At 74.0% G+C, this 13,572-nt stretch carries 10 protein-coding genes; 4 read left to right on the top strand and 6 right to left on the bottom strand.

Going from position 1 to position 13,572, the window contains the following annotated elements:
* Nucleotides 1-90: 90 nt before the first annotated feature.
* From ABZ738_RS13900 to pcaF, 4 genes are all read right to left on the bottom strand, one after another.
* Nucleotides 91-591 (bottom strand): DUF456 domain-containing protein, encoded by a 501-nt coding sequence (locus tag ABZ738_RS13900; protein WP_131054620.1) that lies wholly within the window; start codon nt 589-591, stop codon nt 91-93.
* Nucleotides 582-2,762, bottom strand: coding sequence for an EAL domain-containing protein (locus tag ABZ738_RS13895; RefSeq protein ID WP_131054621.1), 2,181 nt, complete (start codon nt 2,760-2,762; stop codon nt 582-584). The genes ABZ738_RS13900 and ABZ738_RS13895 overlap by 10 nt, the downstream gene beginning before the upstream one ends.
* 4 nt (nt 2,763-2,766) lie before the next feature.
* The gene (locus tag ABZ738_RS13890; protein ID WP_357213328.1) at nt 2,767-3,585 is read right to left on the bottom strand and encodes an SAM-dependent methyltransferase; all 819 of its coding nucleotides are present in this window, start codon (nt 3,583-3,585) and stop codon (nt 2,767-2,769) included.
* A 100-nt stretch (nt 3,586-3,685) separates the two neighbouring features.
* Nucleotides 3,686-4,888 carry a 3-oxoadipyl-CoA thiolase gene (gene pcaF / locus ABZ738_RS13885; RefSeq protein WP_357213154.1) on the bottom strand — a complete coding sequence of 401 codons (1,203 nt, stop codon included), beginning with the start codon at nt 4,886-4,888 and terminating at the stop codon, nt 3,686-3,688.
* A gap of 106 nt (nt 4,889-4,994) precedes the next feature.
* Between pcaF and ABZ738_RS13880 the strand changes: the two genes are divergently transcribed.
* The 3 genes from ABZ738_RS13880 (at nt 4,995) to ABZ738_RS13870 (ending at nt 7,869) form a co-directional block, all read left to right on the top strand.
* Nucleotides 4,995-5,960, top strand: coding sequence for a glutathione S-transferase C-terminal domain-containing protein (locus tag ABZ738_RS13880; RefSeq protein ID WP_357213151.1), 966 nt, complete (start codon nt 4,995-4,997; stop codon nt 5,958-5,960).
* Complete coding sequence (locus ABZ738_RS13875) at nt 5,953-6,729, top strand: DUF998 domain-containing protein (protein ID WP_357213148.1); 777 nt, start codon at nt 5,953-5,955, stop codon at nt 6,727-6,729. The genes ABZ738_RS13880 and ABZ738_RS13875 overlap by 8 nt, the downstream gene beginning before the upstream one ends.
* Nucleotides 6,730-6,801: 72 nt before the next feature.
* Nucleotides 6,802-7,869 carry an NADH:flavin oxidoreductase/NADH oxidase gene (locus ABZ738_RS13870; protein WP_357213145.1) on the top strand — a complete coding sequence of 356 codons (1,068 nt, stop codon included), beginning with the start codon at nt 6,802-6,804 and terminating at the stop codon, nt 7,867-7,869.
* Nucleotides 7,870-7,913: 44 nt separating this feature from the next.
* Here ABZ738_RS13870 and ABZ738_RS13865 read toward each other — a convergent pair whose 3' ends face one another.
* Together ABZ738_RS13865 and ABZ738_RS13860 are read right to left on the bottom strand one after the other, a co-directional pair.
* Nucleotides 7,914-11,567, bottom strand: coding sequence for an ABC transporter ATP-binding protein (locus ABZ738_RS13865; RefSeq protein ID WP_357213142.1), 3,654 nt, complete (start codon nt 11,565-11,567; stop codon nt 7,914-7,916).
* Nucleotides 11,568-11,691: 124 nt separating this feature from the next.
* Nucleotides 11,692-12,531 (bottom strand): DUF4081 domain-containing GNAT family N-acetyltransferase, encoded by an 840-nt coding sequence (locus tag ABZ738_RS13860; protein ID WP_176092987.1) that lies wholly within the window; start codon nt 12,529-12,531, stop codon nt 11,692-11,694.
* 185 nt (nt 12,532-12,716) lie between these two features.
* Here ABZ738_RS13860 and ABZ738_RS13855 point away from each other — a divergent pair, with 185 nt between their 5' ends.
* A complete protein-coding gene (locus ABZ738_RS13855) occupies nt 12,717-13,295 on the top strand; it encodes a PadR family transcriptional regulator (protein ID WP_176092986.1) in 579 nt (192 codons plus the stop codon).
* Nucleotides 13,296-13,572 lie beyond the last annotated feature (277 nt).

Below are 13,572 nucleotides of genomic sequence, written 5' to 3'. Positions count from 1 at the left end.
ACGTCACCTCTCTCTCGGGCAGGGCGCGGTGCCCTGCCCTGGCTCCGTCCCGCGCCGCCCGGCGACCACCCGCCACGGGCCACACACGGATCAGGTCATCACCAGGCCGGTCACCCAGAGCATGCCGATCACCAGGCCGGAGAGGAACTCGATCAGCATCGACAGGCCGGCCGCGCCGACCGCCTGCTTCGTCGCCGGCCAGGCCAGCCGGGTGTCGCCCAACCGCAGCCGTTCCATCGCGAAGATGCCGCCGACGAAACCGATCACCAGGCCGACGACCGGGATCACGAAGAAGCCGATCAGCCCGAGTACGGCGCCGGCGAGCAGCGAGGTGGTGGGCACCCCGGCCCGCTTGAGGTTGCGGCCCGGCCAGGCGTACTTGACCACGGTGCCGCCGAGCGCGACCAGGGTGGCGGCGGCGAGCACCAGCCACCGGCCGGCACCGGCCCCGCCGAACAGCGTCCACACCAGCACGCCGCCCCAGCAGAGCGGCAGCGCCGGCAGGCCGGGCACCACCACCCCGGCCAGCCCGGCGAGGATGGCCAGGGCGGCGACCACCGCCACCACCCCGTTGGTGTCCGTCAGCTCCACGTCGACTCCCCATCAGACGGTGTGCCACGCAGCCGGGCGACGATCTTCTCCGCCGGGCCGGGTGGGTCGAACAGCCTGCCCTGCGCGGAGTCGCAGCGTAGCGACCGCAGCCGCTCGGCCTGCGCCTCGGTCTCCACCGCCTCGGCGGTCACCCAGAGTTCCAACGCGTGGGCCAAGCGGACCAACGCGTCCACGATCCGTACGTCACGGTGGTCGGCGACGGAGGGATCGTCGCCCCGCAGGCCCTCCACGAACGGCCCGGCCAGCTTCAGGCAGGTGATCGGCAACCGGCGCAGGTACGCCAGGTTCGAGTACCCGGTCCCGAAGTCGTCCACCGCCAGCCGGACGCCGAGCGCGGCGAGCCGGTACAGCGTCCGCAGCGGCTCGCCCGCGGAACCCATCACGGCGCTCTCGGTCAGTTCCAGTTGCAGCAGTGCGGCGGGGAGCCCGCTCTCGGCCAGGGCGTCGGCCACGGTGTCCACGATCGCCGGGGCGTCGGCCTGGCGGGCGGCCAGGTTGACGCTGACCACCAGCCGGGCCTGCGGGAACTCGGCGTGCCAGCGCTGGGCGTCCCGGCAGGACTGCCGCAGCACCCACTCGCCGAGCCGGACGATCAGGCCGGTCTCCTCGGCCAGTCCGATGAACCGGTCCGGCCCGACCAGACCCAGCTCCGGATGCTGCCAGCGGACCAGCGCCTCGACGGCCAGCATCCGGCCGTCCAGCAGGGACACGATCGGCTGGTAGTGCACCACGAACTCGCCCCGGTCCAGCGCCGTGGGCAGTTCGGCGGCGAGCGCTGACCGGGCGATGTCCCGGGCACTGCGCTCCGGGTCGTACACCGCCCACCGGCCCCGGCCCTCCCCCTTGGCCCAGTACAGCGTGGTGTCGGCGGCCTTCATCAGCTCGGTGGCGCTGGTGCCGGCCAGGTCCGAGTCGACGATGCCGATGCTCGCCGAGACCGCGAGCTGCTGGTCACCGATGTGCACCGGGGCGGAGACGGCGGCCAGCACCGTCTCGGCCACCGCGGTCACGTCCTCGATCCGGGCGATGCCGTCGACCAGGATGACGAACTCGTCGCCGCCCATCCGAGCGACCAGGTAGCCGCGGTCGGCCACGCAGTCGGCCAGCCGCCGGGCGATCAGCACGAGCAGCCGGTCACCGAGGTCGTGGCCCAGACTGTCGTTGATCGCCTTGAACCCGTCGAGGTCCAGGAAGCAGACGCCGACCCGGCCGGACGGGTGCGTCCGGTTCACCAGCCGACCGAGCGACTCGAAGAACAGCGTCCGGTTGGGCAGGCCGGTGAGCGGGTCGTGCAGCGCCTGGAACCGTAGCCGTTGCTGGAGTTCGTACCGCTCGGTGATGTCCTCGACCACGGCGACAGTGAACCGGGGCCGGCCGTCGTCGTGCCGGATCAGCGAGACCGCCAGGTCCGTCCAGACGGCGGTGCCGTCCTTACGGTGGTAGCGCTTCTCGACCCGGGCCGCCTCGTGTTTGCCCTCGATCAGCTCCTGGTACAGCTCCCACATCCCGGCGGCGTCGTCGGCGTGGAACAGCGACGCGACGTTCGTCTGCCGCAGTTCCTCGATGTCGTAGCCGAGCATCTCGGCGAAGCTCTGGTTGACGTCGATGATCGTGCCGTCGATCCCGGCGATGCCGATGCCGATGGCCGCCCCGCTGAAGACCGCCCGGAACCGCGCCTCGCTGTCGCGCAGCGCCCGCTCCACGTCGTCCCGGGCCTGCCACGCCGAGCGCGCGATCCCCTCCTGCTGGGCGAAGGTGCGGTCACGCAGCGCACCGGCGAAGCCGGCGGCCAGGCCCGCCTGCGCCGCCGAGACGCGGTCGGCGAGATCGGGCCGGTCCGCCCGGACGTCCAGCACCTCGGTGGGGAACCGGGCGGCGAGGGTACGCACCGCCCACCCGATCACCCCCGGCGCGATCAGATGGGCCGCCACCAGGGCGCGCCCGACATCCTCGGCGGCCGGGGTCACCGGCTCGCCGGAGAGCAGCGCACGGGCCAGCCGCACGGTGTGCCCGAGCAGCAGCCGCTCGGTCTCGGTCGGGCTCAACGGCACGAACCCGAACCCGCGTACGGCACGGGCCCAGTCGGCCGCGTACCGCTGGGCACCGGTCTGGTCCACGGCGTTCCCGCCGGAGTCGCCGACGGCGGACATCAGGTCAGCCGGCGGACCGGTCGTTCCGGGCGACGCCGCCGAAGGCGCCGAACCGTTGCGGGTTCGCGGCCACCTCGGACGGCGCGTCGGGACGCCACAGCTCCATGTGCACCACTCCCGGCGGCAGCAGCGTCCAGTCACCGAAGAAGCCGGTGATCTCGGCCCGCGAGCGCAGCGTGATCTCGGTGGCGGTCCGCGCGGACAGCCGTTGCGCGTCCAACATCTCCGGTGGCTGGTCCTCGAAGGTGGAGTGCGAGAGGACCAGGTGGCTGCCGGGGACGGTGGCGGACCGCAGGGCGGCCAGGACGTCGGCGGGACGGTCGGTGTCCGGCACGAAGTGCACCACCCCGGCGAGCAGCACGCCGAGCGGGCGGTCGAAGTCGAGCAGCCGCAACGCCCGGGCGTCGGCCAGGAGCCGCTCCGGGTCACGCAGGTCGCCGTGGAGCACGCCGGTCAGCTCGTCGCCGGTCAGCAGTTCCCGGCTGTGCGCCACCGCCACCGGGTCGATGTCGACGTAGACCACGCGGGCCTTCGGGTTCGCGGCCTGGGCCACCTCGTGCACGTTGCCGACGGTGGGGATGCCGGAGCCGATGTCGAGGAACTGGTCGATGCCGGCGTCGAGCAGCACGCGTACGGCCCGACGCAGGAACTCCCGCCCGGCCCGCATGGTCGCCGGCAGGTGGGGTGTGGTGGCGGCGATCTGCTCGGCCAGCCTGCGGTCGATCTCGAAGTTGTGGGCGCCGCCCAGGAAGTAGTCGTACACCCGGGCCGCGCTGGGCCGCGAGAGGTCGATCTCGGAGGGGAGTCCGTCGGGGGTCTGCACTGGCACCTCAGCTCGTCGTGATGCAGACCACTCTAGGCCGGTCGGTCACGCCGAGGGAGATCCACGAACACCTTTCCCGTTCGCGCCGTGTCGCGGCCGGTCAGGCCGCTTCCAGCAACAGCGAGATGCCCTGCCCGACGCCGACGCACATGGTGGCCAGGGCCCGTCGACCGCCCCGGCGGCGTAGCTCCAGCGCGGCGGTGAGCGCCAGTCGGGCGCCGCTGGCACCCAGCGGGTGCCCCAGCGCGATGGCGCCGCCGTTCGGGTTGACGTGCTCGGCGTCCTCCGGCAGGCCCAGCTCACGCAGCACCGCGACGGCCTGCGCGGCGAACGCCTCGTTCAGCTCGATCACGTCGAGGTCGGCCACCGCCAACCCGCGCCGGTCGAGCAGCCGCCGGGTCGCCGGGACCGGGCCGACGCCCATGGTCCGGGGCGGCACGCCGGCCGCCGCGGCGCCGGAGACCCGGGCCAGCGGAGTGAGGCCGTACGCGGCGACGGCCACCTCCGAGGCGACCAGCAGCGCCACCGCGCCGTCGTTGACGCCGGACGAGTTCCCCGCGGTGACGGTGCCGCCGTCGCGGAACGGGGTGGGCAGCGCGGCGAGCTTCTCCAGCGACGTCTGCCGGGGATGCTCGTCGACCTCCACCAGGCGCGTCTCGCGCCGCCCGGCCGGCACGGTCACCGGCACGATCTCCTCGGCCAACCGCCCGTCGGCCTGGGCCTTCGCGGCCCGCGCCTGGGAGCGGTACGCGAACTCGTCCTGCGCGGACCGGTCCACGCCGTACTCCTCGGCCACGTTCTCGGCCGTCTCCGGCATCGAGTCGACGCCCCAACCCTGCCGCATCAGCGGGTTGACCAGTCGCCAGCCGATGGTGGTGTCGTGGACCTCGGCGGCCCGGGAGTAGGCGGTGGTCGCCTTCGGCATCACGAACGGGGCCCGGCTCATGCTCTCGACGCCGCCCGCGACGACCAGATCGGCCTCACCGGCGACCACCGCGCGGGCGGCGGTGGCCAGCGCGTCGAGACCGGAACCGCAGAGCCGGTTGATCGTGCTGCCGGACACCTGCTCGGGCAGCCCGCCGAGCAACGCCGCCATCCGGGCCACGTTGCGGTTGTCCTCACCGGCCTGGTTGGCGCAGCCCAGGATCACGTCGTCGGTGCGTGCCCAGTCCACCGCCGGATGACGGGCCACCAGCTCACGGATCACGTGCGCGGCCAGGTCGTCGGGGCGGACGCCGGCCAGGGCACCGGCGTAGCGGCCGATCGGGGTACGCACACCGGCCACCAGGTAAGCCACGGTCATCGCGAGTCCTTCGGGGGTGGGGAAGGGCGGGCACCGGCCGCCCGTCGGGTCCCGCCGGACGTCCGGCGGCCAGGATATCCCCGGCGTATCCCGATAGGTTGTCGGCATGGCCCGACCCCAGTTCCGCGCGGAGACCAGCGACGGCGGCGCGTTCGTCCGGCAGCCCAACCGGTTCACCGGGCGGGTCACCCCGCACTCCACCTCGCCGCCCGGCGGCGGGCCCGACGACCAGGACCGCTGGCCGTTGGAGGCGGGCCGCTACCGGCTGATCTGGTGCCGCGCCTGCCCGTGGGCGCACCGGGCGTTGATCGTGCGGAACCTGCTCGGGCTCGGTGACGCCATCTCGCTGGGCACCGTCGATCCGATCCGGGACGACCGGGGTTGGCGGTTCGCGCTCGACCAGGACGGCTTCGACCCGGTGCTGGGCATCGGTTTCCTGTCCGAGGCGTACCTGGCGACCGACGCCGACTACTCCGGCCGGGTCACCGTGCCCGCGCTGGTCGACACGCTCACCGGCCGGGTAGTCACGAACGACTACCCGCAGCTCACCCTGGACCTGTCCACCGAGTGGCGGCGGTGGCACGCACCGGACGCGCCGGACCTGTACCCGGTGGCGCTGCGCCCGGAGATGGACACGCTGATGGCGGAGATCCACCGGGACGTCAACAACGGCGTCTACCGGTGCGGCTTCGCCACCTCCCAGCAGGCGTACGACGAGTCGTACCAGACGCTCTTCGCCCGGCTGGACGCGCTGTCGGAACGGCTGACCGGCCGGCGGTACCTGATGGGCGACTCGATCACGGAGGCGGACGTACGGCTGTTCACCACGCTGGTCCGCTTCGACGTGGCCTACCACGGGCACTTCAAGTGCAACCGGCAGAAGCTGACCGAGATGCCGGTGCTGTGGGCGTACGCGCGGGACCTGTTCCAGACCCCGGGTCTCGGCGAGACCGTGGACTTCGACCACATCAAGCGGCATTACTACGCGACGCACCACCAGATCAACCCGACCGGGGTGGTGCCGCTCGGGCCGGACCTGCACGGCTGGACGACGCCGCACGGACGTGACTGAGTCGTCGACGGCGTACCGCCGGGCGTCGGCGCGGGGCGGGGTCGCGGCGGCGGGTGCCGCGTTGGGCGTACTCACCGGGACGGCCCTGGTGGTCCTCGCCGTGGTCGCCGGTCCGGGACCGGGGCTGACCGGGTACGTCAGCGAGGCCGGGGTGGCCGAGAGCGGTTACGCGTGGACGTACCGGATCGGGGTGTTCTCCCTGGCCACGGCGCTACTGCTGCTCGCGGTGGCCCTGCGCGACGAGGCCCGGCGGCCCGAACCGGCGGCGGTGACAGACCCGGACCCGGCGTGGGTGGCGCACCCGGGTGCGGCCGTGGTGCGGCGGCTCGTGGGACGTCGGGCCGCGACGGTGGTGCGGCAGGTGGCGACGCTGCCCGGCGCGGTGGCGCTGCTCGTCGCGGCGGCGCTCTGCACGCTGCTCTCCGGTGCGGTGACCTGTAGCGCCGGCTGCCCGCTGCCGCCCTTCGAGCCGGCCACCGTGGCGGACCTGGTGCACGGTGCGGCGAGCGTCGCCGCCACCGCGACGGTGGTGTTCGCGATGGTCGCGCTCGCCCTCGCCCCGCAGGCCGACCGGCGGTTGTGCCGACCGGCCACGGTCGCGGCGGTGGTGGCGCTCCCGCTCGCCGGGGCGGTCGGCCTGGCCATGCTCTTCGTCGGGCGGGGCTCGCTGGTCGGGGTGCTGGAACGGCTGCTGCTGGCGGTGGCCATCCTCTGGGGTCTGACCACCGCCCTCACCCTGGCCGCCGGCAGACGGACCGACCGGCGCTGACCGACGCGAGAGTGCCCGACCCCACAGCCCCCGTCCGGGCCGCGCGCCCGACGGCCGGGAGAGGATGGCGCGATGAGCTCGTTGTTCACCCCCCTGGCGCTGCGCGCGGTGACCCTGCCCAACCGGATCGCGATGGCGCCGATGTGCCAGTACAGTGCCGGGCCCGACGGCCTGCCCACCGACTGGCACCTGGTGCACCTCGGCACCCGGGCCGTGGGCGGCGCCGGACTGGTGATGACCGAGGCGACCGCCGTGGTGCCGGAGGGACGGATCAGCCCGCAGGACACCGGGCTCTGGTCCGGGCGGCACGTCGACGCCTGGCGTCCGGTGACCCGCTTCCTGACCACCCACGGCGCGGTGCCCGTCGTGCAGCTCGCACACGCCGGAGTCAAGGCGTCGACGTACCGGCCGTGGGCACCCCGGCGCGGCGGCGTGCCCGACGCGGAAGGCGGCTGGACGCCGGTCGGACCGACCGCCGAGCCGTTCGTGCCGGAGTACCGCGAACCGACCGCGCTGGACCCGGCCGGGATCGCCGGGGTGGTCGAGGCGTTCGCGACCGCCGCCGCCCGCGCGCTGGAGGCGGGGTTCGCCGCCGTCGAGGTGCACGCGGCGCACGGGTACCTGCTGCACGAGTTCCTCTCCCCGCTGACCAACCGGCGTACCGACGGCTGGGGCGGGGACCGGGCCGGTCGGATGCGACTCACCCTGGAGGTCGCCCGCGCGGTGCGCGCCGCCGTCGGACCGGACGTGCCGGTGCTGGCCCGCATCTCGGCCACCGACTGGGTCGACGGCGGCTGGACCGTCGACGACAGCGTGGTGCTCGCCACCGAGTTGGCCGCCGCCGGGGTGGACCTGGTCGACTGTTCCTCCGGCGGCGCCGCGCCGACGGCCGACATCCCGGTCGGGCCCGGCTACCAGGTGCCGGCCGCCGCCCGGATCCGCCGCGAGGCACGGGTACCCACCGGCGCGGTCGGCCTGATCGTCGCGCCCGCACAGGCCGAGGCGATCCTCGCCGACGGCGCAGCCGATCTGGTGCTGCTCGGCCGGGAACTGCTGCGCGACCCGTACTGGCCGCGCCGGGCCGCCGCCGAGCTGGGCGCCGAGACGGACTGGCCGCACCAGTACCGCCGGGCGGTCTGACCCTGAAGCGGCCGCGCCGGACCGGTCGGTCCGGCGCGGCCTGGTCACCCGGCCAGGTGGCCCCAGCGCGGCGCCAGCTCGCGCCACGGCCCCTGCGCCCGCACCGCACCGTCGACGAGCACCACCACGTGGTCGGCCCGCACCAGGGCGGCCCGTTTGGAGGTGGAGCCGACCACGGTCACGCCCCGTTCGCGCAACGCCTGCCAGAGGGCCAGCTCGGTGGTGACGTCCAGGGCGGACGACACGTCGTCGGCGACCAGCAGTTCGGTACGCGGTGCCAGCGCCCGGGCCAACGCCAGGCGCTGCAACTGCCCGCCGGAGAGCCGGGTGCCCTTGTGCCCGATGAGCAACGCCAGGCCGCTCCCGGTGGCGGCCAGGTCGTGTTCGAGCTGGGCGGTCGCCACCGCGTGCGCCGGGTCCACCGGGTGGCCCAGGGTGATGTTGTCGGCGACGGTGCCGGAGAGCACCCGGGGCAACTGGCCGACGTAGCCGACCTGGTTCGGGCGCAGGAACAGCTCCGGCTCGGTCACCGGTTCCCCGTTCCAGGTCATCGACCCGGTGTGCGGGGCGATGCCGGCCAGGGCGCGCAGCAGCGAGGACTTGCCCGCCCCGACCGGGCCCACCACCAGCACCAGCTGTCCACGCTCCACGGTCAGGTCGACATCGCGTACGGCGACCGTGCCGTCGGTGTGCCGGACGCCGAAGCCGACCAGTTCCAGCCGCCGCAACGGGGTACGCGGGGCCACCGGCGGGGCGGAAGCCGTACCGGTCACCAGGTCCATCCCGGGCACCCGCGCCGAGTACGCCTCGATCCCGGTCATCTCCGCCGTCCGCCGCGTCCACACCCGCGCCGAGGGCACCTGGGAGATCAGCGAGGCGGTCGTCCACGCGAACCAGCGCGCCGCGCCCAGCGTGGCGACCGAGACCAGTGCCGCCCCGGCGTTGATCGTGCCGGCCAGGAAGAGCGCCCAGACGGCGATCGGCAGCAGGCCGCTCGCCATCGACGGGGTGGAGCGGGCCCAGACCTGCACGGCGATCTCCCGACGCTGCCGGTCGCTGCGGACCGTGTCCAGGTCGGCGAGATGGGTCAGCACCGGCCGGGTCGCCCCGGCGAGCTTCACCGTTCGGGCGGCCGACAGTGCCGACACCAGCGCGGTGGCGAACGCCGCGCGGGCGGTGACGGTCTCCCGCGCCGCGCGTTCCAGCCGGGGACCGAACGCCGTGGCGGCGAAGCCGGAGAGCAGCATCGTGCCGAGGAAGAACATCCCCGGGACCACGCTGCCGGTGATCAGGGTCATGCTGACCAGCAGGAGCACGCCGACGGTCTGGTCCAGCACGTTGTCGGCGAGCTGCACCACCCGCTCGGTGTCGCCGCCCTGCGCCACCACCTCGGCCGGGGTGTGCCGGCTGACCCGGCGCGGGCCGGTCTGGCCGTACACCAGGCGGGCGCTGATCCGCAGCATCTGCCGTACCCACCAGGCCGGGAACCACAGGTGCGTCCAGTAGTGCGCGGGGATGGCGAGGACCAGCCCCGCCGCGATGCCCAGCGCGGGCAGCCACGGGTCACCCGTGCCGTCGACCACGTCGGCCCAGAGCCAGGCCAGGATCGGGCCGTCCAGGCTCAGGACGGCCAGCACGGCGAAGATGCCCACCGCGGCGGCGCCGTAGCGGGGGTCGTTCAGACAGAGCCGGAAGATCTCCCGCAGCGTCCGCGCCCGGGAGGCCGGCCGCCGCTCGCCTTCCGGGTCCGCACCGCCGACCGGGTCCGCACCGCCGGCGACGGTGGTGGTACGGGTGGCGTCGCGCCCGCCGACCTCCCACGCGGTGATCTCCCGCCCGTCGGTCGGCGCGACCGGCTCGGGCCCGACGACGGGCGCGGGATCCACCACGGTGGTCAGCGTGGGCGACCCGGTGAAGCGGTGGCCCTCCGTGACCGCACCGGTGACGCCGACCAGTGCCGGTTCGCCACGGGAGCGGTCGGTACCCGGAGCGGCCGTACCGACGGTGTCGGCGCGCGGGTCGGCCAGCAGGTCGGCGTCACCGGCGGCGAGGAGTTCGGCGAAGCGACGTGACCGGGCCAGCGGGGCCGCCTCGACCACCGCGCCGTCGGCCAGCACCACCACCTCGTCGCACTGGCGCACCGAGGAGAGCCGGTGCGCGATGACGATGCCGATCCGGTCCCGCAGCAGTCGTTCGGTGGCCTGCTGCACCCGCGCCTCGGTGACCGGGTCGAGTCGGGCGGTGGCCTCGTCGAGGATCACCACGTGCGGGTCGCGGACCAGGATGCGGGCGAACGCGACGAGCTGCTCCTGCCCGGCGGAGAGCACGTGCCCGCCCTCGCCGAGCCGGGTGTCCAGCCCGGCGGGCAGTTCGGCGATCCAGCCGGCCAGGCCCAGCTCGTCCAGGGCCCGCGCGGCGGCGTCGAGCAGCTCGGGGTCGAACAACGCGACGTTCTCGGCGAGCGTGCCGGCGAGGATCTCGGTGCGCTGCGGCACCACGGCGATCCACCGGCGCAGCAGGTCCACGTCGAGGTCGCGCACGTCACGCCCGCCGAGCAGCACCGTCCCCGGTGGCACGTCCACCGCCCGGGTGAGCAGCTTGGCCAGCGTCGACTTGCCCGAGCCGGTCCGCCCCACCAGGGCGTAGGAGCGGCCCCGGGCGAAGGTCAGGTCGATCTCGCGCAACGCCGGGCCCCGGTCGGCGTCGGCGGACGGGTAGTGGAAGGTCAGGTCGCGGATGACCAGGTCACCGTCGATCGGGGTGTCCCCGCCGACGGGTTCCTGGGCGGCGCTCTGGAGCAGTCGTACCCGGCCCCACGCGCCGAGGGCGTACTGCACCTCGGGCACCATCCGGCTGACGTGCTCGACGGTCATCCCGAGCGAGAGGGCGAGCAGCCAGATCGCGGTGAGTCGGGCGGAGTCGACCCGGCCGGTGGTCAGCGCCCACACCCCACCGAGCACGACCAGCGCGACACCGACCCGGGTCACCCCGGCGGCCACGGTGTTGACCTGGGCGGACAACCGCCACACCCGCCAGCCGCGCCGCAGCACCTCGGCCGCCCGGGCGGCGTAGAGCCGCAGCACGTACGGGCGGGCCAGGCTGGTGCGCACGTCGTCCTGCCCGTGGATGGACTCCTCCATCACCGCCGCCAGGTCCGACCAGGCCGCCTCCTCGTGCATCCGGGCCGGGGCGATCCGGCCGGCGGGCCGGCGCATGGTGACCGCGAGCAGGACGCAGAGCAGCAGCATGCCGAGTCCGGCCGGCCACCAGACGGTGATCGCGACCAGTGTGGAGAGCAGGCCCACCGCCAGCGACTGGGCCAACCGCACCCCGGGGCCGCGGACGCCGGAGGCGACGTCGTACACGTCGCCGTCGATCCGGTCGAGCATCTCGCCGACCGGCGTGGTCTCCAGGGCGGGAATCGGCTGGCCCATCGCCACCCGGCACAGCCGACGCCGCAGGTCGGCGGCCCAGTCGGCGGTCACCCCGGCCATCACCAGGCTGACCACCAGGTCGCTGGCGACCACCACGACCAGGGCCACCGCGAGCAGCGCGAAGAAGCCGACGGAGCGGTGCACCAGCACCGGACCGGCGAGCGCGGCGGTGGCCGCCTGGCCGATCCCGCCGAGCACGATCAGGGCGACCACCAGGGTCATCCGGCGCGAAGAGGTGACCCACAGATCACGGAGCAGGCGCATGGGTCGGTTCCTCCGGTTTCGTGGCGGAGGTTCCAGCCTGCGTTGCGCGACCGCGCAGCTCAACGCATTTTTGCCAGAGGCAGATCACCTGGTGGCGGCGGCTGCCGGACGGCAGCGGGCCAGGTCAGAAGAGCACGGTGGCGAGGGTGCCGACGGGCCGGAATCCGCAGCGTTCGTAGACCCGCCGGGCGGGCAGGTTGAAATCGTTGACGTACAGGCTGACGCTCGGGGCGACCCGGGCCAGCGCGTCGCGGACCACCGCCGCCATCGCCGCCGTGGCGATCCCCCGGCCGCGCCACTCCGGCGCCACCCAGACCCCCTGGATCTGCGCGGTGCGCCGGGTGACGACCGCGAGTTCGGCCTTGAAGACCACCCGGCCGTCGACGAAGCGGGCGTACGCGCGGCCGGAGCGGATCATCTCGGTGACCCGACGGCGGTACCCGCGCCCGCCGTCCTCGGCCAGCGGAGAGACGCCCACCTCCTCGGTGTACATCGCCACCGCGGCCGGGAAGAGCAGGTCGATCTCGCTGCCGCGGACCAGGCGTACCTGCGGATCGGCACGGACCTCCGGCATCGCCTCGGTGGCCAGCAACGGCTGGTTGGGGCGGACGTCGCGGGCCGGTCCCCAGGTGCCGGCGAGCCGGTCCCAGAGTTCCAGGACGGCGTCGGCGCGCCCGACGATGGAGGAGCAGAGCCGCTCCTCGCCGGCGAGCAGCTCGGCGAAGGCGGCGACGGCCTGCGACGAGGCGAGGACCGGGGTGAGGTTGCCGCCGAGCCAGCAGACCGATTCGAGCTGGCGGCGGGAGCCGTAGCCGAGTACCCGGCCCTCGGCCCGCCACCACGCCAGTCCGCGCGCGGCGACCCGCTCCGCGACCTGCGCGCTCGCGTACGGGTCGGAGTCGAGCAACCGTTCGACCGCGCGACGTTCCGACTCCCCCAGTTGCCGCACCGGCGCCGTCAACACGGTTACAGCCTGCCAGATCCGTCCGGAACGCGGTGGCGGACAGTGACCGGTGCCCGACGGGCGGACAGGCCGCTACCGGACGGTGTGCCGCAAAGCACCACACCCCTCCTCCGATGACTTGTCGGCGATGCGTTTCCGATATATCGTCGATGCATCAGAGACAGTTCGACGAAGGAGACGGTCTGATGAGGTTCCACCCACGGGCACATGCCCTGCACGAGGCCCGGATGCGCGGTTTCGGTTTCCCACCCTTCCCGCCCGGTCCGCCCTTCCCGCACGGCGGGCACGGTCACGGCCGGGGCGGACGGGGACGGGGGCGGGGACGCCGCCCGAACGTCCGGGGCGCGGTGCTCGCGCTGCTCACCGAGCGGCCGATGCACGGCTACGAGATGATCCAGGAGATCGACTCCCGCACCGGGGGCGGCTGGCGGCCCAGCCCCGGCTCGATCTACCCGACCCTCCAACTCCTGGAGGACGAGGGCGTCATCGCCGCCACCGAGGAGTCCGGCGGTGGCCGCAAGCGGTTCACCCTCACCGAACAGGGTCGACCCGAGGCCGAGACGGCGGCGCAGACGCCCCCCTGGGCGGAGGTCGCCGAGGACACGATCAACAGTTGGCACGACATCCGCGAGGCCGGCGCGCAGGCGATGAACGCGCTGCGCCAGGTGATGATGACGGGTACGGACGACCAGCGCGAGCGGGCCGCCCAGGTGCTCGACGAGACCCGCCGCAAGCTGTACGCCATCCTCGCCGAATCCGAGTGACCCCCGCCGCGCCCGACCGTCCGCGGATCCGCCGCCCCGTCGGCGGCCCGAGAGGATTGCTCTCGGGCCGCCGACGAGCAGCACGAACACACCGGCGCCGCGCCCGTCCGCGCCCGAAGGCGCCCTGATGTGCCCTGATGTGCCCGGAGGCACCCTGATGTGCCCGGAGGCAGCCCGGAGGCGCCCTCAAGATCATGCTCGATCCTGGATCGAGTGGCTTCAGCGTCGCGACGAGACAACTCGATCCCGGATCGAGCATGATCTCGCCGTGTCGCCC

Source organism: Micromonospora sp. NPDC047793, from assembly GCF_040642635.1.
In the GTDB taxonomy this organism is placed as follows: Bacteria; Actinomycetota; Actinomycetes; order Mycobacteriales; family Micromonosporaceae; genus Micromonospora.
Note: the sequence above shows the minus strand (reverse complement) of the source record. Positions and strands in the feature narration are given on the sequence as shown.

What these genes read in the sequence shown, in the direction of transcription:
- ABZ738_RS13870 (WP_357213145.1), top strand. Translation starts at nt 6,802, where the DNA reads ATGAGCTCGTTGTTCACCCCCCTGGCGCTGCGCGCGGTGACCCTGCCC.
- pcaF (WP_357213154.1), bottom strand. Translation starts at nt 4,888, where the DNA reads ATGACCGTGGCTTACCTGGTGGCCGGTGTGCGTACCCCGATCGGCCGC.
- ABZ738_RS13855 (WP_176092986.1), top strand. Translation starts at nt 12,717, where the DNA reads ATGAGGTTCCACCCACGGGCACATGCCCTGCACGAGGCCCGGATGCGC.
- ABZ738_RS13895 (WP_131054621.1), bottom strand. Translation starts at nt 2,762, where the DNA reads ATGTCCGCCGTCGGCGACTCCGGCGGGAACGCCGTGGACCAGACCGGT.
- ABZ738_RS13880 (WP_357213151.1), top strand. Translation starts at nt 4,995, where the DNA reads ATGGCCCGACCCCAGTTCCGCGCGGAGACCAGCGACGGCGGCGCGTTC.
- ABZ738_RS13865 (WP_357213142.1), bottom strand. Translation starts at nt 11,567, where the DNA reads ATGCGCCTGCTCCGTGATCTGTGGGTCACCTCTTCGCGCCGGATGACC.